Origin of the sequence: Sorangium sp. So ce448 (assembly GCF_051520915.1) — a bacterium.
GTDB classification, from domain to species: Bacteria; Myxococcota_A; Polyangia; order Polyangiales; family Polyangiaceae; genus Sorangium; species Sorangium cellulosum_B.
The window spans coordinates 5036329-5055355 of record NZ_CP150343.1 but is presented as its reverse complement, the minus strand read 5'-3'; the positions used below and the strand labels follow the sequence as shown (position 1 = coordinate 5055355).

General features: G+C 69.6%; 12 protein-coding genes. 5 read left to right on the top strand and 7 right to left on the bottom strand.

The window, feature by feature from the left end; translation table 11 throughout:
- Positions 1 to 79: 79 nt before the first annotated feature.
- The gene (locus WMF45_RS18965) at positions 80 to 1249 is read right to left on the bottom strand and encodes a hypothetical protein (protein WP_437718285.1); all 1170 of its coding nucleotides are present in this window, start codon (positions 1247 to 1249) and stop codon (positions 80 to 82) included.
- A gap of 259 nt (positions 1250 to 1508) precedes the next feature.
- On the opposite strand from WMF45_RS18965, the gene WMF45_RS18960 reads away from it, so the two are divergent.
- Positions 1509 to 1961, top strand: a complete 453-nt coding sequence (locus WMF45_RS18960) for a hypothetical protein (protein ID WP_437718284.1) — start codon at positions 1509 to 1511, stop codon at positions 1959 to 1961.
- Positions 1962 to 2165: 204 nt separating this feature from the next.
- Here the strand turns inward: WMF45_RS18960 and WMF45_RS18955 are convergent, their stop codons facing one another.
- The 4 genes from WMF45_RS18955 to WMF45_RS18940 form a co-directional block, all read right to left on the bottom strand.
- On the bottom strand, positions 2166 to 3107 hold the full coding sequence (locus tag WMF45_RS18955; protein ID WP_437718283.1) for an ABC transporter permease: 942 nt from the start codon (positions 3105 to 3107) through the stop codon (positions 2166 to 2168).
- Entirely contained in the window at positions 3104 to 4630 is a 1527-nt protein-coding gene (locus WMF45_RS18950; protein WP_437718282.1) for a sugar ABC transporter ATP-binding protein, read from the bottom strand. Before WMF45_RS18950 ends, WMF45_RS18955 begins: the two co-directional genes overlap by 4 nt.
- 7 nt (positions 4631 to 4637) lie before the next feature.
- On the bottom strand, positions 4638 to 5660 hold the full coding sequence (locus WMF45_RS18945) for an ABC transporter substrate-binding protein (protein ID WP_437718281.1): 1023 nt from the start codon (positions 5658 to 5660) through the stop codon (positions 4638 to 4640).
- Positions 5661 to 5900: 240 nt separating this feature from the next.
- Entirely contained in the window at positions 5901 to 8672 is a 2772-nt protein-coding gene (locus WMF45_RS18940; RefSeq protein WP_437718280.1) for a DUF2961 domain-containing protein, read from the bottom strand.
- A gap of 121 nt (positions 8673 to 8793) precedes the next feature.
- On the opposite strand from WMF45_RS18940, the gene WMF45_RS18935 reads away from it, so the two are divergent.
- Together WMF45_RS18935 and WMF45_RS18930 are read left to right on the top strand one after the other, a co-directional pair.
- Complete coding sequence (locus WMF45_RS18935) at positions 8794 to 10215, top strand: ADP-ribosylglycohydrolase family protein (protein ID WP_437718279.1); 1422 nt, start codon at positions 8794 to 8796, stop codon at positions 10213 to 10215.
- A 680-nt stretch (positions 10216 to 10895) separates the two neighbouring features.
- Complete coding sequence (locus tag WMF45_RS18930) at positions 10896 to 12125, top strand: vWA domain-containing protein (RefSeq protein ID WP_437718278.1); 1230 nt, start codon at positions 10896 to 10898, stop codon at positions 12123 to 12125.
- 235 nt (positions 12126 to 12360) lie between these two features.
- Here the strand turns inward: WMF45_RS18930 and WMF45_RS18925 are convergent, their stop codons facing one another.
- Both WMF45_RS18925 and WMF45_RS18920 read right to left on the bottom strand, forming a co-directional pair.
- Positions 12361 to 13572, bottom strand: a complete 1212-nt coding sequence (locus WMF45_RS18925) for an endo-1,4-beta-xylanase (protein ID WP_437718277.1) — start codon at positions 13570 to 13572, stop codon at positions 12361 to 12363.
- Between the two features lie 341 nt (positions 13573 to 13913).
- Positions 13914 to 14966 (bottom strand): LacI family DNA-binding transcriptional regulator, encoded by a 1053-nt coding sequence (locus WMF45_RS18920; RefSeq protein WP_437718276.1) that lies wholly within the window; start codon positions 14964 to 14966, stop codon positions 13914 to 13916.
- A gap of 876 nt (positions 14967 to 15842) precedes the next feature.
- On the opposite strand from WMF45_RS18920, the gene WMF45_RS18915 reads away from it, so the two are divergent.
- Both WMF45_RS18915 and WMF45_RS18910 read left to right on the top strand, forming a co-directional pair.
- Positions 15843 to 17534, top strand: a complete 1692-nt coding sequence (locus WMF45_RS18915) for a DUF1592 domain-containing protein (RefSeq protein WP_437718275.1) — start codon at positions 15843 to 15845, stop codon at positions 17532 to 17534.
- Positions 17531 to 18967, top strand: a complete 1437-nt coding sequence (locus WMF45_RS18910; protein WP_437718274.1) for a DUF1552 domain-containing protein — start codon at positions 17531 to 17533, stop codon at positions 18965 to 18967. The genes WMF45_RS18915 and WMF45_RS18910 overlap by 4 nt, the downstream gene beginning before the upstream one ends.
- Positions 18968 to 19027: the final 60 nt, after the last annotated feature.

Here is a 19027-nt window from a genome sequence, read left to right as displayed (position 1 = left end):
TCCGGCGGCGCCCGACCGCGCAGGGGAGCGTCGGGCGACCCCGGTGACCGGCGCCAGCGCCACGCGCGACCGGCCGCGCTCACTCGATGGTCGACGCCGTGACCATGATCGGCGTGTCGTCGTGGTTCGAGATCTGCGGATAGGTCGGGTACCACGACCCGCCGATGTTGTTGGTGATCACCGACCGGTCGATGACGATGTTTCCGGTGTGATCGTTGCTCACGAAGAAGATCGCGCTCCCGTGGGCGTTCACCTCGTTTCGCTCGATCCGGGTCCCGCAGAGCGTGAGCGTCATCGTGTCACCGTCGTTGTAGATGGCCCCGCCGCTGCCGCCGCCCGGGGTCCCGGCCATCGCGGGGTTGCCGCCGTTGCCGAGCGCGCGGTTGTGGGAGAACAGGCTGTTGATGACCGTCCAGGAGACGCCGATGCTGCTGATGCCGCCGCCGTTCGCGCACTCGTTCCCGTAGCCTTCGGCGCCGCCGAAGGTGCTGTTCACCACGTGGAGCGGAAGGCCGTTGTACTGCATGAACGCCCGGATCCCGGCGCCGCCGATGTCGGGGCCTGTCGGATCACACGTGTTGTTGAAGAAGCGTGAATTGACGACCTTGAGGCGCCCGCCTTGCGCGAAGATGGCTCCGCCGCCCTCGTCGTCATCGTTCGTCGAGTTGCCGCCGAAGAACGTGAGGTTCTGGACCGTCAGGCGCGGGTGATCCTGGTTGTCGCAGTTCGGCGTCGTCCAGACTTGCGCCTCGTCGCAGGTGTTCATGTAGAGGATCCGCCGCTGCCCGCCCCCGCTCAAGGTCACGAGCCCGCCGCCGTCGATCACGATCTCGGGGCCCGTATCGTTGAAGATCTTCGCCGTCTCCTCGAGCGTGATGGTGATCGGCTCCGGGCCGCAGTCGAATGTGATGATGCCGCCGGCCGCGACGGCGCTGACGACAGCCTCCGAGGTGCAGCTCTCCGGCGTCCCGTCGCCGATCACCGTCGTCGGTGACGAGGTGTCGGCGGCCCGGGCCTCGGCCGGGACAGCGCAGCTCCCCTCCGGGTTGCCTGCCGCGGGGCCGTCGCCCTCATGCACCGGGGGCTCCGGCGTCGAGCCGCCCGAGCCCGGGCCGGCTCCCGAGGAGCTCGTCGCTCCGGCGGCGCCCGTGCCTGTCCCCCCGTCACCCCCATGCTGGTCGTCCCCGCAAGCCGCAACCCCGGTCGCCATCGACAAGCACACGATCATCAGTCCCAGCGATCGCCGCATCACGCCCTCCTCGATCCGAAAGGTTTTGCTCAGCGGCGTGGACACCTCTCGGGCCGCTCGCTCCTCGCGTGGCCAGTCGCCGGCATCATCGCAGAGTACCTCCGTCGTGCGGCGGTCCGCTCATCGATCCCACAGCGACCGAAGAGCCCATGGCACACCCGCGACACGGATGTCCCCCGCGATCAGCCGCTGCGCCCTGTGAGGTTGGGGGCACACACCAGGCACACACGTTGCTATGAGAGTTCATCGGAGGGACGAGATGCACAACATGGCGTGGATGGTCGCGGCGCTCCTGGTGGTCGGCTGTGGCGGGGCGGACTTGCCCGAGGGCTGGGAGGATGCGGAGGCGATCGAGGGCCTCACCCAGAGCGAGTGCAAGGCGGGCGTGTCCGAAGACACGGTGCAGGAGGCGCTCGTGGCGACGCCCGAGCGCGGCGCTGTTCACATCGAGTACCGCGCCGCGCAGTTCCGATGTGATCAGGAGGTGGAAGGGTTTGTCCGGATCGCCGACAGCAGGGTGGATGTGCTCGTGCAACCCGTGGACATGGACCCCGGGTCCGTGGCCGGGTGCGACTGCCGCTATGACATCGACATGGCCATCAAGGGCCTGAGCAAGGGGGCCTTTGCCGTCGAGCTGTACCGCCGCTGGGACAACATCAACGATCCGAACGATCCGAAGAAGATCGGCTCCACCGAGGTGCAGATCCCCTGAGGACGGCCGCAAACCGAGGCGGAAGCCCTGGAGCTCCGCCGCGCGGTGAGCGATGTGCAGCCCGAGCCCCTGCCCTTGATCCAGGCGCCGAGGCCGCCTGTGCGCGGCCCACGACGCCAGGCGAGCCCGACCTGGCCCGCTTGCTCCCTCGGATCCGTGAGCATCGGACACGCCTCGACACACCGGCCGCGCGTCGAATCAGCGTCAGCCCGCGGCGGCGCGCGCCCCGCGCTCGCGCCGTACCCGGTCGACCGCGACGGCGACCACGATGATCGCGCCCGTCGCGATCTCCTGAACCCAGCTCGGCAGCCCGAGGTGGACGCCGCCGGTCCGGATGACCGTGATGAGCAGCGCCCCGATCACGCTCCCCGCGACGCTCCCCTCGCCGCCCGAGAGCGGCGCGCCGCCGATGACAACCGCCGCGATGACCTCGAGCTCCAGGCCGATCGAGTCGGTCGGGTCACCCACCGTCAGCGTCGAGAACTCCATCACCCCCGCGACGCCGGCGAGGAGGCTCGACAGCGTGTACACCGCGATCTTCACGCGCCCCGTGTCGATGCCGCACAGGCGCGCCGCGGCCTCGTTGCTGCCGACCGCGAACACGTGCCGCCCGAAGCGCGTGAACATGAGCACGGCGAAGACCAGGATCGCCAGCGCCGCCGTCATCCACAGCCCGGGCGCGGTGAGATCGGACGACAGCAGCGCGTCGAGACCGCGCGGATCCGCGTCGATCTTCTGCTCGGACGCGAGCCCCTTCGCGGCGCCGCGCAGCGCGCTCATCGTGCCCAGCGTCACCACGAAGGGCACCATCCGCGCCCGCCCCACGAGCGTCCCGACGAGGGCGCCCACGAGGCCCGCCGCCGCCGCGGCGACGAGCGCCGCCGGGAGCGCCGGCACCCCGGCGCGCAGGAGCTTCGCGAGCACGACCGTCGTGAACGCGACGAGCGAGCCCGTGGAGAGGTCGATCCCGCCGGTCGCGATGACGAGCGTCATGCCGACGGCGCAGATGCCGACCACCACCGTCTGCCGCGCCATCGTGAGCAGGTTCTGGCTGCGCAGGAACGTGTCGGGCGTCAGCGCCGCGAAGAGCGCATAGACGAGCAGCAGCGCGACGAGCGGCCCCACCCACGGCGGACGCTTCTTCACGAGGATACCTCCAGGAGGAGCGACGCCTCGGTCCATGACGACGCGGGCCGCGGCGGGTCGAGGGTCCCCCTGCGGAGGACCGCGATGCGATCGCAGGTCGTGACGAGCTCGTCGAGCTGGCTCGACACGAGCACGATCGCCTTGCCGGCGCGCGCCAGATCGCGGAGCAGCGCCAGCACCTGCGCCTTGCTCGCCACGTCGATGCCGCGCGTCGGCTCGTCGACGAGGAGCACGTCGAAGTCCTCGCGGAGCAGCCGCGCGATCTGGACCTTCTGCTGGTTGCCGCCCGAGAGCTCGCCGGCGCGCTGCTCCGGCCCGCGTGCGCGGATCGCGAGCTTCTCGATCCAGCGCGCCCCCTCCGAGAGGAGCGACCTCGGCCTGGCGAAGCGCGGGGCGCGCGGCGAGAGCCAGACGTTCTCGGCGAGCGAGCGGCCGAGCATCAACCCTTCCCCGCCGCGATCCTCGCTCAGCAGGCCGATCCCGCGAGGAGCGCGCAGCGCGACCGTCCCGCCGCGCCTCGGATCGAGCCCCGCGAGGATGCGGAGCAGCTCCGTCCGCCCCGAGCCCACGAGGCCGGCGATGCCCAGGATCTCCCCCCGGCGCAGCCTCAGCGACGCGCGCTTCGGCCGCTTCACGCCGGAGATGCCTTCGGCCTCGAGCACCACCTCACCGCCGTCCGGGCGCGCCGCCTCGGACACCGCGGTCACGCGCGTGTCGGCGCTCGCGCGCGCGTTATCGAGCGCGCGGCCCAGCATCTCGCGGACGATCTGCGCCGGCTCGATCTCGCGCGGATCGCCCTCTCCCGCGACGCGGCCGTCGCGGAGCACCGTGTAGCGATCGGCGTGCGCGCGCACGTCAGAGAGGAAGTGGGTCACGAGCAGCACCGCGAGGCCGGCGCCTCGCAGGGCGCCGACGCGCTCGAACAGGCGCGCGGCGTCCGACTGGCCCAGGCTCGACGTCGGCTCGTCGAGGACGAGGAGCCGCGCCGCGAGCCGCCCGTCCTCGCGGAGGCCGCCCTGCGCGAGCGCCCGCGCGATCTCGACGAGCTGCTGATCGGCGACGCCGAGCTCCCCGGCTCGCGCGTCGAGCGGCACGCGGCCCGGATCGGCGGTGACGAGCGCGATCGCCGCCCGCGCGACGGCGCGCGCGCGCGAGCGATCCCGGATCCCTAGCCCTAGCCGCGCGCGCGCGAGCGGCTCGATCCCGAGCACCACGTTGTCGACGACCGTGAGGTGGGCGCAGAGCGTCCGCTCCTGCGGCACCAGGACGACGCCCGCGCGGCGCGCCTCCTCGGCCGACGCCGGCGCGTACCGCGCGCCTCCGAGCAGGATCGCGCCTGCGTCCGCGCGCTCCATGCCGAGCAGGACGCGCGCCAGCGTGCTCTTGCCCGCGCCGTTCTCGCCGAGGAGCGCGTGGAGGCTCGCGGGCGCTACCCGCAGCGAGACGTCGCGCAGCACCGGGTTCGGGCCGAACGCCTTCGCGAGGCCGGTCACCTCGAGGAGGGGCGCGCGCTCTCCGCCCACGGGCCGCTCACTCCCCGAGCCACCTGGCGAGGTCGGGTCTCACGATCTCCTGCACCGCCGGGTCGTCGAGGTCCTGCCTCGCGACGACGCGCGAGCCCGTGTCGATGCGCGCCTCGACCTTCTCTCCGTGGAGGTGCGCCACCATCGTCTTGACCGCGACGTACCCCATGTTGAACGGGTTCTGCACGACGAGCGCCTCGATGTCGCCCTCGCGCAGCGCGCCGAGGAGCTTCTCCGACGCGTCGAAGCCGACGAACGTCACCTTCCTCGCGACGTTCGTCTTGCGGAGCGCCTGGAGCATCCCGAACGTCGTCGACTCGTTCGGCGTGAAGACCCCGGCGATGGCCCCTTCCTCCGCCCTCTGCGCGAGGAGCAGGCTCTCGCTCTTGTGGAACGCCGACTCCGTGGTGGCGCCGCCATACTGGTTCTCGCTCGCGACGGTGACGCCGGGAATCGCGCGGATCGCGTCGAGGAACCCCTTCTCGCGGTGCTGCGTGCTCGCCGAGCCCTCCTGGTAACGGAGCACGACGACCTTGCCGTTCTCGCCGATCGCCTTGCCGAGGTGCTCACCGGCGAGCCTCCCGGCCGCCTCGTTGTCGGTCGCCACGAAGCTCACGTGATCGTCGCTGGCGAGATCGGAGTCGAACACGACCACCGGGATCTTCGCCTGCCTCGCCGCCCTCACCGGCGCCCTCAGCGCCGCGGCGTCGAGCGGCGCGAGCACGATGCCGGACACGCCCTGCGCGACGAAGCTCGAGACGACATCGACCTGCGCCTTGAGGTCGTCCTCCCGCAGCGGCCCTTTCCACACGACGTCGACGTCGAGCTCGCGCGAGGCCTTCACCGCGCCTGCGTGCACGCTCTTCCAGAACTCGTGTGTCGTGCCCTTCGGCACGACGGCGATGCGGAGGCGCGCGCCGCGCGTCGCGCCCGCGCCCGCGTCCGTCGACGTCGTCGCCGATGACGACGTCTTGGAGCACGCGGCGAGGAGGGCAATCGCGAACGCGCACACGACGACATGGACGCTCATGGGCGCGAGAGGATAGTCGACGGATCGCCGCCACGCTCGCGCGGGCGAGCATGTCGCCGGCGGAGATCCGTCCGACAAGCACCATGGGAGTCCTCGGCTGCACCCGGCGCAGGCAAGCTCATCCCGGCGCCACGCTCGCCTGCAGCTCGTCATTCACCCGGGTCGAACCGGCGAGCGCGCGCGCAGGTCGACCCGGGTCGGACGGCGCCGCTCAGTCAGCTCGGCGGCGCCGCCTTCGCCTCAGAGGCCGAGGAGCTCCTGGAGAAACACGCCGCCCTTCCCGGCCCCTGCGTGCGTGAAGAACAGGCGCCCCGACGTGAAATCGCCGCGCTCCGCGACCCACTCGGCCGCGTGAGCGCGCAGCCTGGCGACGGCGCGCGGCGGGAACGCGAACGGCGAGCGCGAGCGGTAGACGAACGTGGCGTCGTAGTCGACAGGATAGCTGGTGAGCGTCAGGTAAAACCACCCTTTCCGCTCGAACACGAACGGCGACTCGGTATAACCGCTGTTGCGCATCGCCGTCTCCGGCCCGAGCGTGAGCGCCATGGCCGGCGGGCTCCAGTGGAAGAGATCCAGCGACGTGCGGTAGGCGACGCCGCTCAGGGGCGACTCGATCGACGCGCAGCGCGTATAGTACACCACCCACAGATCGCCGAGCCGGGCGAGCATCGGATCGCGGGCGACGCAGATGTCCTCGAACAGCGTCCCTCCCTCGCGGCTCCAGGTAAACCCGTCGCGCGATCGCGCGATCCGGAAGCCGGATCGATCGGGATCGTGCGTGCCCACGTGAAAGATCATGACCAGGCTTCCGTCCCGGTCCCTGACGATGTGCGGGGCCCAGATCCAGCGCTCGTCGGAGAGGGCGCGAATCGAGAAGCGCACCGGCGCCAGCGTGAGGCTCGGTGAGACGGATTCCACCCAGCTCACCGGCCCGGGGCCAGGCGCGGTGGCGAGGACGAACTCACGCTCGGCGTCCGGTCGATAAGGCTCGAGGTGAAAGATCCCGGTGAGGATCCAGCGGCCGTCGGCGAGCTGGATCATCGAGTGATCGTTCACATAGAACGGCCCTCCGGGGAGGCTCTCCGAATCGAAGATCTTCACCGCGGGCCCCTGCGTGAGCTGAGGCGTGGGAGGTCCGGAGAAGAACCGCAGCGTGTAACCCCGCTCGCTCCAGGGCGCCGGGGAGTGTGTCGCGTCGATCTCGAGGACCGGGCGCCTGCCTGCGCCGCACTGTTCGGGGAGGAGGTCGATCCAGAGCGCGTCCTCGGCGAGCGACCGGACAGGGTTCGCCTGCATCTCGTGGAGCACGCCGACCTCTCGCCCGTCGAGCCTCACCCGCGCCGTCTGCGGGGCGTTCGCCGCGGAGTACGCGCGGAGCAGCAGCAGGCCGCGCGCATCGGACGGGCATGCGACCTCGATCCGGGTGATCCCGCGGCCCTCGCTGGACCAGGATCGCCGCCGGAGCTCGATCCGCTCGGCGTCGACGGCCGAATGCACGAGCCGCCGCCGCCCGGCCGCACGGACCTCCTGCTCACCGATCACCTGAACTTCCGAGAATGCGTAGGAGAGGCCCAGCGAGCGCACCCGCAGCGGCGTGTAGGCGCCGGTCGGCCCGGCCTCGATGCCGAAGCGCAGACCGGAGCGGCTCACGATGGGATCGGCCAGGTGCAGGCGGTACAGGGAATGGACGAACGTGGCGTTCTTCCATCCATCTTCGGTATCCACGACGAGGAAGCGGAGCAGGCCGCTGAAGGGGTTATGGTGCGCGCCCAGGAAATAGAAGCCTCCATTGAAGTAGTCCTCGGTGCCGGTCCCTATCTGCAGCGGGTGCGACATCCCGTCGGTCCGGATCATCTCGTCGCCCTCGAGGTACGTCCGATCGTTCGGCCGGCCGCCGCTGATCTCCTCGAGAAGCGCGACGAGCTGGAGCGGCTCATCGCTCTCGAAGAGGGGCATCGTCGTCTCGCGTCCGGGGGCCATCTGATCGCGGTATTGCGCGATCAGCCGCACGCCTCGGCGGGCGGGCGCGAGATCGACGGCCGCCTCGACACCCGCGATCTCCTGCCCGGGCGCGGCCTCGAGCGAGAGCACCTCGCCTTCGGCCAGCGGGATCGGCAGGCGCGTCGCGAGCCTGCCCGCCCCTGCGGCGTCTGGCGTCCAGGCGGCGTGCAGCGCGCTCCTGAAGGTCGTCCATCCGCCGTCGGCGTCGGTGCCCGAGCTGGCGAGGCCGAAGAAGAACGACGCTGGTATGGGCGGCTGTCCGCCGATCCTCACCGACAGGTCGTTCAAGCCCCCCGCCGGGATGTGAACGTCGATCCCTGATACGGTCGCGGGGCCAGTCGCCAGGACGAGCGGCGCGCTGGCGCTCAGGCTCTCCCGGCGCGACGGGGCAGGCAGGGGGGCTGTCCAGTCCTCCGTCATGAATCGCGACAGCTCCTCGGGCGTCGGTCCCGACGCGGCCCCGGGGCCCTCGCGGTAGGTGATCTGGTAATAGATGGGAACGCCCCGGAAAAGGACCTTGGCCTCGCTCGACCAGGCGAAGGGGACGTAGCTTGTGTACGCGCCCGAGCTCGCGTCCACGTCGAGCACGAGAGGTGATCTCCAGGGGCCCCTACCCCCGAAGAAATCGCCGGGCGACCCGCGGAACGCGGTGTGTCCGTCGATCTCGATCCAGATCTCCTGGTCCGGCCTCTCGAGCTCCGCGCGGGGGGCGGTCATCCAGATCCGCGCGATTCTCCCCTCCCCGCGGGCATGGAACAGGACCCGGTGGTCCCCCTCGAGCGCGATCCCCGGGCGATATCCATCATCGTTGCCCCCTGCGGGGTCATGCGTTGTCACGCTCCGTGTCATCCACCCGGGATGAAAGGAGAGGAGATCCTCCAGCACCGGCGTGATGGACGCGGCGCCGGGCGCAATGGCGAGGGACGCGCCGAGGACATGGCGGGCCGCGATCGAGACAAGGCGGTCCAGGAGCGCGCGCGCGCCGCGCCCATCGAGACTTCCGGCGTTCATGATCGGAACCTAATGGCGCGAACGACGCCAGGGGAGCGGGCTCGGCGAGGCACCACGCTTGCACCGCCGCGAAGCGAGGACATGCGCGACGCACCGATCGCGCACTCGAGGGGGGTAATTCATGCGCACCCGCCGCGATGGCCGCGCTGTCGAAGGCTCGCCCAGCATCGGACCCCGCGCATGCGCGCGTGGCCTCCTGCTCGCGCTCCTCTCTCTCTCGCCGCTCGCGGGGGCCGGCGACGCGCCGCGCCGCGCGCTCGCTGCTCCCGTGGAGCAGCGGGACGCCCCGGGAATGTCCCCGAGGCAGCGGCTCCAGCTCGATCGCGCAGCCTACGCCGAGCGGCTCCGCGCGATGTGGATTGGCGCGTGCATCGCCAACTGGACAGGGCTTCGCACGGAGGGCGTCCGCATCGAGCGCCCCTTCTTCACCGACGCTGACTGGGGAAAGCCCCTGGGGCGCGACGGGGCGCCGATCGACTTCGTCCTCCTCGACCCCTGCCCGGCCGACGATGACACCGACATCGAGTATGTCTACCTCCACCTCATGACCGAGGCGGGGACGCTCTTCCTCTCCCCCGAGCGGATCCGGGACGGATGGCGCGCGCACATCAACGACTTCATCTGGGTCTCCAACCGGAGGGCGCGCGATCTCCTCGAGCGCGGCGTGCTGCCCCCCGCGACGAGCGATCCGGCGCTCAACCCGGACGCGCTCCAGATCGACGCCCAGCTCACCACGGAGATCTTCGGCGCCCTCGCGCCCGGCATGCCGGAGCTGGCGCTGCGGATCGCCGACCTCCCCATCCGGACCACCGCGCGCGATCACGCCGCGCACGCCGCAGAGTTCCATGTTCTCCTCTTCTCGCTCGCGGCGACCGTCGATCTGGAGAAGCCGCGGCGACAGGAGATCGTGCGCATCGTCCGTGAGGCCAGGAGCTACCTGCCGGCGGAGTCCAAGGCCGCCGACGTCATCGACTTCGTGCTGTCCGCCTATCGTTCGACCGCCGATCGCGACGACTGGGAGCGCGCCCGCGACGCCATTGCGGATCGCTACCAGGAGCGGGCCTCGGCGCATGGCTTCGTCTATCGGGGGTTCACGGAATCCGCGATCAACCTGGCGACCGCGACGCTGGCCCTCCTGTTCGGTGAGGGGAGCTTCCGGCGCACCGTACAGATCGGCACCCTGTCCGGCTGGGACTCCGACAACGGCACGGCGACCATGGGCTCGCTCGTTGCGCTCATCGGCGGGATGGAGGAACTGCGCCGCGCCTTCCCCGGCGCGCGCCTGTCCGACCGATATCGTATCCACCGCACGCGCCCCACCCTACCGGACCGGCTTCCACAGGATCGCGAGGCCGAGGACACCTTCACGGATGTAGCGACGAGGATGGCCACGCTGGTCGACCTCGCCGTGCGGGAGGGAGGCGGCCAGGTCGAGCCGACCCGATGGGTCGTCCCGCCTCGCCGCCGCGACGGCACAGCACCCGGCGCGCGCGCCGCACCCGGTTCCGAGCCGCGGCCCCGCGCTCCTCGCCCGGTGAGATGACCTGGCGCTCAAGGCGCCTCGGGCCATTCGCGAGGTAGCGCCGGTTGCCGATGGTGACGCCGTCCGGGATCCCGACGGGGCACGGAGCGGTCGCCTGGACGCCTTCCAGGCGCTCGCAGCCCTCGCCGAACGGCGGCTCCACCGGCTTGTCGCTGAAGACGTCGAAGTACGCCTTGGCCGCGGACATCGTTCCACATTGCTCGGTGTCGACGAGGTACCGGCGCAGCTTAATCGGTCCAGCGGTCTTCCAGAGGCCCTCTCCGATCGGTACCTCCTCGGTATTCTCGGTGTACTTTGCGAACCCGAATCGCATCTGTTCTCTCCCGGCGCGCCGCAGCGCCGCCGGGGCAATTCAACACGTGGATGAATCTTTGCGTGGGGTCGATTTTCCAGAAAGCGACCGGCGCACGCGAGCTGCTCTTGACGACCAACGCGTGCAGCGTCGCTGCACGATGAAGACGTTTACCGCAAGGAGCTCCGCCAGACCGTATCCCGCGCAAAGATCAGCGTCATCGATTATACTCGTCATCGATCCCGGGGCTCCGGCGAGGCATGCACTGGAAAATTCCGCCTCTGGAGACCTCTCGTCGCGAACTAACTTCGTGCCCGCGGACCGCGCTGGCACGCGTTCCAGAAGGAGTCGGCTCATGAGATTGCCTAGGATAGCCATTGCATTGCCAATGGTGGCTTTGATCGGCGCGGGGTGCGGCGGGGCCAACGACGACAACGGGGACAGCGCCGGCTCGCAGAGCAGCACCGGCTCCGGCTCCGGCTCCGGCTCCGGTTCCGGCTCTGGCTCCGGCAATAGCACCAGCACCAGCACCGGCTATGACGACACCTTCGGCAACGGAAGCGGCGCGGGCTCGGGCGGGGGCTCCGGCGCGACCGGAAGCAGCAACGGGAGCTCGACGGGCGCGGGCGAAGCGTGCGCCACCCAGTCGTCCCAGGCCGGATTTCAACAGGTGTACCTCGCGTTCGCGTTCGACGTATCGGCCAGCATGACAGCGAGCGACGTGGAGTGGCGCAGGAAGGATCTCAAGTGGGATCCCGTCGCGATCGCGACGAAGCAGTTCTTCGTGGATCCCTCGTCCGCCGGGTTCCAGGCGTCGCTCACGTTCTTCCCAGGCGCGCAAGCGGCGCGTCAGGCGTGCCAGGCCGACATCTACTTGACCCCGCATGTCCCGATGACGCCGCTGCCCTCCCCGGCGTTCGGCATGGCGATCGATGCCATCGAGCCGGAGATCAGCAGCTCGAGAACGTGGCGCACCACCACGCCGACGGCATTCGCGGTCGAAGGCACCGTCGCCTTCATCGAAGCGCAGCGCCAGCAGAACCCCGGGAAATATGCGATCGTGCTCGTGACCGATGGCTATCCGCAGCTGTGCGGGGGCGCGGCGGACACGCTCGAGGCCGTCGTGACGCAGGTCAACGCGGCGCGCGCCGCCAACATCCCGACCTTCGTGATCGGGGTCGACAGTCCGCAGGGGGAAGCAGACGCGCCGCCTAGCCTCACCAACCTGCACCAGATCGCCGAGGCGGGCGGCACGGGAGAGGCATCCATGCTGAACACCGGCAACCCAGACGAGACGATCGCCGCGTTCAAGACGGCCATCGAGAAGATCCGCGGCGCCGCCGTCTCGTGCACGATCCCGATCCCGCCGCCGCCCGACGGGAGGAGCTTCGACAAGCAAAAGGTCAACGTGACCTACACGAGCGCCACGAGCAACACGCCGACCACCCTCACGTATGACCAGGCCTGCGCGGCCGCGGGGACATGGCGCTACGACGAACCTGCGAACCCGACGGCGATCGTCCTCTGCGACGATACCTGCGCCGTGGTCCAGGCCGACGTCGAGGTCTCGCTGGGCGTCGATTTCACCTGCGAGGACGTGATCCAAGTGCCCCAGTGATCGACGACGCTCGCTGGCCGACACGGGTCTTCACGAGGGGGCGCCGGCCAGCTGCTCGCCTCCGATACGCAGCCAGCGAGCGGGTTCACGATCCAGGATCGGATCGTGAACCCGGCTCAGGCCAGAGAGACCGACGCAGACCTGGAGTTAGCGCGCCGGCCTCCGTACGAGATGCGGGCGCGCCCGAGCTCCTCCGGTCGAGGGAGCTCGTCCAGCTCAGCGCGCCGGCTCCGCATCAGCCACCACGGTCCAGGAAGTCCATCAGCCACTGCATCGCCGGCCGCAGGGTGCCGTTCTCCTGCTGGAGGCCGGTGCCGTTCCTCCACGTCTTGCCGACGATGTAACCCCACAGGGTGATCCCCGGGATCTTGGGGTGATTCCAGAACATGGTGAACTGCTCCTCCATGATCTGCTTCTGCCGGTTGTCGTCCGCTTCGCCGATGTCGTACTCGGTGATGTACACGGGCTTGCCCAGCTCGGCGAGCGAGTCGATGTACCCCTTGACCGTGTTGGTGTTGATCTTGAAGGCGTCGTGCGCCTGCGCGCCGAGGGCGTCGACCGGGGCGCCCGCCTCGATCACCTTCTTCGCGATATCCTTGAAGTGCCTGTGCTCGTTCTCGTACTCGATGTTGTTGTAGTCGTTGAGGATCAGAACGGCGTTCGGGCAGAACTCGCGAGCCCACTTGAAGGAGTTGACGATCCAGTCCCAGCCGCTCGCGCCGTTGCCGCCGAGGCCGGCCGTGTACGAAGGCGTGGTGTGGGGCGGCGGCTCGTTGACGACGTCGATGTACTTCGTGTCCGGGTAGCGCTTGCAGAACTCCTCCATCCAGCTCCGAACGGCCTTCTTCTGCTCATCCGGCGAGAGGCTCCCGACCCAGGAGGGTTGCTGGCTGCCCCACACGAAGACGTGGTGCTTGAAGATGATCTTGTTGTCCTGCGCGTACTTGTAGGTCCTGTCGAGCGAGCTCCAGTTCTTGTTCCCGCGGGAGCTCTCGACAGAGCCCCACTTGCCCTCGTTCTCGGGCGTGATCTGGTTCCAGTACTTCGCGAAGCCGTCGCGCACGGCGCCGCTCGTCGTGATGTTGCCGACGAACTTCCCCTCGGGCTCGGTTCCGCCGGCTCCGGTCGACGCGCTTGTCGAAGCGTCCCCGCCGCCGACCCCCGTGGTCGCGGCGCCGGAGCTGGAGCTGGAGCTGGTCGCCCCCGGATCGCCCGAGCCGCTGCTGGTGGCGGGGCCGACGCCGGCGGTCGTGCTGGCGCTGGAGCTGCTGTTCGTGCCGTTGCTGGAGCTCGTGCTGGCGCTGGTTCCGGTGCTCCCTGCCCCGCCCGAGCCGCCCACACCGTCGTCAACCCCGTCGCCCCCATCGCCACATCCAAAGAGGGTCGCCATTCCGAGCGCGATCCACGCCGTGCTGCACAGCAATGGAGAAGAACGCTTCTTGTTCATGTTGGACTTCCAGAAGTCGGACGATTGTCGTTGATGAAGCTGGGGGCGAGAAAGCCGGGGGGCAGCGGCACGAACGGCGGCGCCCACACTCAGCGATACGCACGCCGTGCAACTCGCGACGGATGATTCCCGCCACATCTGGAAGTGATCACGACACGCGCGCGAAGCCTCCTACATTTCAAGTTCCTAGTTGATAGGAAACTTGCATCGACAGCGCATGTTGCAATTTCGAGGTAACTTTTCGATCCAAGCGGCAGCCCAGCTCGGCACGCCTGGCTTAACCGCTAAAGTCCCGGTCCGTGAACACATCACGGAGCCGGTACGGTAGAGCGCGCACGGTCTCACCGGCGCCGGGGGACGGCCGTGCTCTTGCGCACGACGAGCTCGGTCTCGACCACGACCCGCGACCACGAGCGCTGGCCGCTCTCGATCTGCCCGAGCAGGACGTGGAGGCACCGGCGCCCGAGCTCGGAGAAGTCCTGGCGCACCGTGGTGAGCGGCGGCGTGAAGTAGGCCGCCTCCGGGATGTCGTCGAAGCCGACGACGCTGATGTCCCGCGGTGTCTCGCGCCCGCTCTCGTGAAGGAAGCGGAGGAGGCCGAGCGCCATCTGGTCGTTGGCGACGAACACGGCGGTGACGCCCGGCGTCCGCGTCAGTTGCGGGGCGAGCTCGTAGCCGGAGCGCGCGCTCCAGTCCCCCCGCAGGAGCGGCGGGATCTCGGCGCCGGCCGCCTGCAGCGCCGAGCGCCAGCCGTCGATGCGCTGGTCGGCCTCGAGCCAGTCGGTCGGGCCGGCGATGTGCCACACGGTCTTGTGGCCCAGATCGAGGAGGTGGCGGGTCGCGGACACGGCGCCCCCGAGCTGGTCGACCGCGACCACCGGCACCGAGTCGTCCGGACCGCCCTCGACCGCGACCACCGGCACATCGGAGGTGACGTGGCGCAGCGCGTCCACCGCCGACCGCTGCGGGGCGATCACGACGATGCCGTCGGCCCCCTGGTCCCGCAGCCGCTGCACGGCCTCGAGCACCGGCGCGCGGCTGAACGATTTCAGGCTGGAGATACTCACGCCATAACCCGCGTCGTGCGCCGCCTCCTCGATCCCCAGGAGCGTCGACGCCGGACCGTAGAGCGTCGTGTCGAAGCTGACCACACCGAGCGTCCGCGACCGCCCGGTGACGAGCGCCTGCGCAACCGAGCTGGGCCGGTAGTCGAGCTGGCGGATCGCATCCAGCACCCGCTCCCTCGTGTCGCGGCGCACGTGCGGGCTGTCGTGCAGGACCCGCGAGACCGTCTGATACGAGACGCCAGCGAGCTTGGCCACGTCGACCATGACCGCGGCCCGCCGCCCGCCGCCCCTTTTGACGCGGCGCTCCGGAAGAGATTTCTCAGCCATCGGCGCGGGAGGATAGTCGCGGGCCGCTCGATTGGAACGGAGTTCTTCAATGTGAGCGTTCACAAACTGGTCGGAGTTCTTCATTTCACTCGGCTTTCGCGTCACTTGGCGGGTGCGCCCGGGGATCGTCGCCATCGGGATCGCGCGCGGCACCGACGCTGGTCGTTCGTCGTAGATGCCATTCCCGGTGAAGCCGCGATCGATCCCGCAGATTTCACGCCGGCTGTCACATTTGGCCTATGCGAACGGCATGCCGACGGTTGCCGGCGGGTCTGGCCACGTCGGCCACGTCGGCCACGTCGGCCACGTCGACCAGGTCCGCGGCCAGGCCTCTCCTCCCCTCGAGGTCGGCGCTTAGTTAGGAGGAGCGCCGCTGGCCCTCGTACTCAACCGGTTCAGAAATCGTTGGGCTTCGGTCGATTCTAGTTGACATTCGATATGTGAACGTTCACAATCTGGGAAACATCCTTAGGCATTGCGCCGGTCAGGTCGTCGTCGTACGTCATACCCACCGGGGCAGTCGTCATCGATGTCAGCGCGAGGAGAGGCGGCGGGTCTGACCTGCTGCGCGGTGCGCTCGCCTCCCGCGCCACCGACCCATTGGGGTCGGCCGCGCGGCAGCGGCGGCTCGTGTAGGTGTTACGCGGCGCGGCGCCAGCTCATCTACCGAAGCCCCGGACGTCACGAAGGCACTTTTTTCACACAGCAGGGCGGACTCACAGGAGGGATCGTGTGAAATTATCTTCTTTATTGGCTGCCGCCTTGAGGCGCGCGCCCCGCAAAGCGCCGAGGTGGCTCGATGGCCGAGGTCGCGCAGCCGGAGCCATGAAATCTTCCCACGATAGCGGTCCTGACACCGCATGTGATCGATGGGAGGTGGAAACATCCATTCACAGCGGGGTCGCCTCCCGGCTGCTGCGAGCGGCCGCGTGCACTTCGCTCCTCGTCGCAGGGTGCGTGGGCGATATCGGCGCCGGCAACTCGAGCTCCTCCTCGGGCTCGGGCGCCGGCGCGAACCCGACGGGCGGCGGTACGAGCTCCTCGGGCGGCGGAGACGCCGTGTGCAACCCGCGGCTCGAACGGCGGGTCGTGCTGCTCGCCGACCTGCAGTTCATGAACGCCATCCGGGATCTCCTGGGGGACGAGGCCATCGAGGCGGAACAGGCGCCGGACGCGCGGACGAAGCCGTTTGCCAAGAAGGGCCTTGTCGTGGGGACCTCCCTTGTGCATACGCGGCTCGCGAGGGCTGCCTACGCGGCCGAGAGCATCTCGGGGCGCTTCGAGCAGGTGACGGGGTGCGCCCCCGACGGAGACGACGCCTGCGCCAAGACGTTCCTGACGAAGTTCGCGCAACGGGCGTTCCGCCGGCCCGTGGACCAGACGGAGCTTGACAACCTGTGGTCGGTCTACGCGCTCGGGAAGGAGCAGAGCTACGAGCGGGGCGTCTCGCTCGCGCTCGAGGCGCTCATCGCGTCCCCCTCCTTCTCCTACCGCACCGAGCTCGGCGGCGCCGCGGACGGTGACGTGGTGAAGCTCGCCGCGCACGAGGTCGCGAGCGAGCTCTCGTTCTTCTTGACGGACAGCCTGCCGGACGCGGAGCTCGCCGCCGCCGCCGACTCCGGCGCCCTGAACGATCCGGAGGAGCTGACGCGCCAGGCCGAGCGGCTGCTCGAGAAGCCCGAGACGCGCAGCAGCCTGAACACCACGCTGATCGCGGCGTGGGGGCTCAGCAACCTCTTCGGCACGGAGAAGGATCCAGGGCTCTTCCCCGAGTACACCCCCGCGCTCCAGGGGAGCATGTTCCACGAGACCGAGCTGCTCCTGGAGGACCTGCTGTGGAGCCGCGAAGCCGACGTGTCGGCCCTGCTGACCACGAGGGAGACGTTCGTGAACCGCGTGCTCGCGGAGGTCTACGGCGTGGAGCACACGGGCGCGAGCCCGGAGGAGTTCACGAAGGTCGAGCTGCCGGCCGACGAGCGCGCCGGGATCCTCACGCAGCCCGGCCTGCTCGCGGCGCTGGCCCGGACCGACAACACGAGCGTCGTGGCGCGAGGGCTCTTCGTGCGCGGCGCGCTGCTCTGCCTCGGGAAGATCCCGTCGCCCCCGGAGGAGCTCTCGGACGCCATCAAGGAGCTGCTCGAGGCCGACATGACCGAGCGCGAGCGCGCCGACGCGCGCGCCGCGAACTCCACCTGCGCCGGGTGCCACGCCCAGTTCGACGCGTTCGGCCTGCTGCTCGAGAACTACGATCCGGTCGGCCGGTACCGCGACACCCTCGACGGGGAGCCGATCGACGCGCGCGTCAACCTGGGCAACATCGCCGAGGTCGCGGGGAGCTACTCGAGCGCCGTCGAGTTCGCCGAGGCCGTCGCGCAGAACGACGGGTTCGCCGCCTGCATCACCCGGCATCTGTTGACCTACGGCACGGACGATGAGGCGCTCCAGACCCGTGACTGTCAGGTCGAGCGCGTGATCGAGGCGCTGCCTGAGGGCCAGCGGACGCTGACCAACGTCGTGAAAGCCATCGTGGCGTCGCCCGCGCTGACCGAGCGCGCCAGGGAGGAATGACCGTGGGCTACAACCTTTCTTACGGATGGTCTCGCCGCCGCTTCCTGCAAGGCATCGGCGCCGCCGCGGGTCTCATGACGGTGCTCAAGGGCCTCGAGTCGGCCGCCGAGGGCGCGGCGCCCCCGAGGCGCCTGTTGATCGTGCAGCGCCCGGTGGGCACCGTGTACGAGAACTACTGGCCGCAAGGCAACGGGACCAACTTCACGCTCTCCCGCATCCTGACCCCGTTCGAGGCCATGAAGTCTCGGATGGTCGTGATGCGCGACTTGAAGCTGCCGCACGAGGGGTCTGTCGGCGGCGGCCACGAGCGCGGGACGGTGCTGATGTGCACGGGGACGCGAACCAAGCAGCTGTACCCGGGCAACGGCGGCGACGATCCGATGGCCGAGGCGCCCAGCATCGACCAGCTGCTCGTGAAGCAGGCGGCCGAGCTCCAGGGCACGCCCATCGCGTCCCTCCAGGTCTCCTGCGACAACCGCGCCGACACGCCCGAGGTGTCGACCCGCCACATGTCCTACTCGGGCGCACGCGCGCCGATGAAGCCCTACTACCAGCCGCAAGAGGTGTACCGGCGGGTGTTCGGCACGCTCATGCCGGGCGGCCCGACGGACGACAACCTGGACGCCCTGGCGCGAGCGCGCCTGCAGAAGAAGAGCGTGCTGGACTTCGCGCTGAAGGACCTGAACCGCCTTCAGAGCCTCGCGCCGAGCTCGCAGCGAGAGGCGCTGGAGGGGCACGCCGCCGCCATCCGGGAGGTGGAGAAGGAGTTCGACGCCGACCCGAGGGATCCCGCGTCCTGCGGGGTGCCGCAGGAGCCCGAGGTCATCCAGGTGAGCGGGCACATCGATCCCTACGGCAGCTCGCACGTCGTGAACGAGCGCGACGACGTGAAGCACGCGCGCATCGGCGCCCTGCACTTCGCCGTGATCAAGGCCGCGTTCCGCTGCGACCTGACGCGCGTGGTCACGTTCCAGTGGTCCCCTGGCACGAACCACGTGAGCTTCGGCGAGCTGTGGCCGCCCAACTCCGCCATCTTCAAGGTGCACCACACCACGAGCCACGATCCCGATACGCCCGACACCCTCGAGTTCCTCACGCGGGTGGAAGAGTTCTACGCCGGCTACGTCGCCGGCTTCCTGAAGGAGCTCGCGGAGACGAAGGACGTGGCCGGCGGGGCGCTGCTCGACACCACGCTGGTCCCGTACATCACGGAGGTCGGCACGCGGCATCACAACTGGGACAAGATGGCGTGGGTGCTGTTCGGCGGCGAGGGCACCAAGCTGCGCGGCGGGCAGGTGTGGACCAACGGCAACCGCGGCGGCCGCTCCACCAACGACCTGTGGATGGCGATCGCGGGCTCCTTTGGGGTCCCGGATCTCGTGATGGGGGACAACGACCTGCACACGACCCCGATCGAGGGGCTGTTCGGGTGACCGTGGGCCCCACGTAGCCGTCAACCAAGCCTCGCGCAGAGCACTCCCCCATCCCAACGT

Bases quoted from the DNA above. Each gene is read 5' to 3' on its own strand.
- WMF45_RS18965 (WP_437718285.1), bottom strand. From the start codon at position 1,249: ATGCGGCGATCGCTGGGACTGATGATCGTGTGCTTGTCGATGGCGACC.
- WMF45_RS18960 (WP_437718284.1), top strand. From the start codon at position 1,509: ATGCACAACATGGCGTGGATGGTCGCGGCGCTCCTGGTGGTCGGCTGT.
- WMF45_RS18945 (WP_437718281.1), bottom strand. From the start codon at position 5,660: ATGAGCGTCCATGTCGTCGTGTGCGCGTTCGCGATTGCCCTCCTCGCC.
- WMF45_RS18940 (WP_437718280.1), bottom strand. From the start codon at position 8,672: ATGAACGCCGGAAGTCTCGATGGGCGCGGCGCGCGCGCGCTCCTGGAC.
- WMF45_RS18935 (WP_437718279.1), top strand. From the start codon at position 8,794: ATGCGCACCCGCCGCGATGGCCGCGCTGTCGAAGGCTCGCCCAGCATC.
- WMF45_RS18930 (WP_437718278.1), top strand. From the start codon at position 10,896: ATGGTGGCTTTGATCGGCGCGGGGTGCGGCGGGGCCAACGACGACAAC.
- WMF45_RS18925 (WP_437718277.1), bottom strand. From the start codon at position 13,572: ATGAACAAGAAGCGTTCTTCTCCATTGCTGTGCAGCACGGCGTGGATC.
- WMF45_RS18920 (WP_437718276.1), bottom strand. From the start codon at position 14,966: ATGGCTGAGAAATCTCTTCCGGAGCGCCGCGTCAAAAGGGGCGGCGGG.
- WMF45_RS18910 (WP_437718274.1), top strand. From the start codon at position 17,531: ATGACCGTGGGCTACAACCTTTCTTACGGATGGTCTCGCCGCCGCTTC.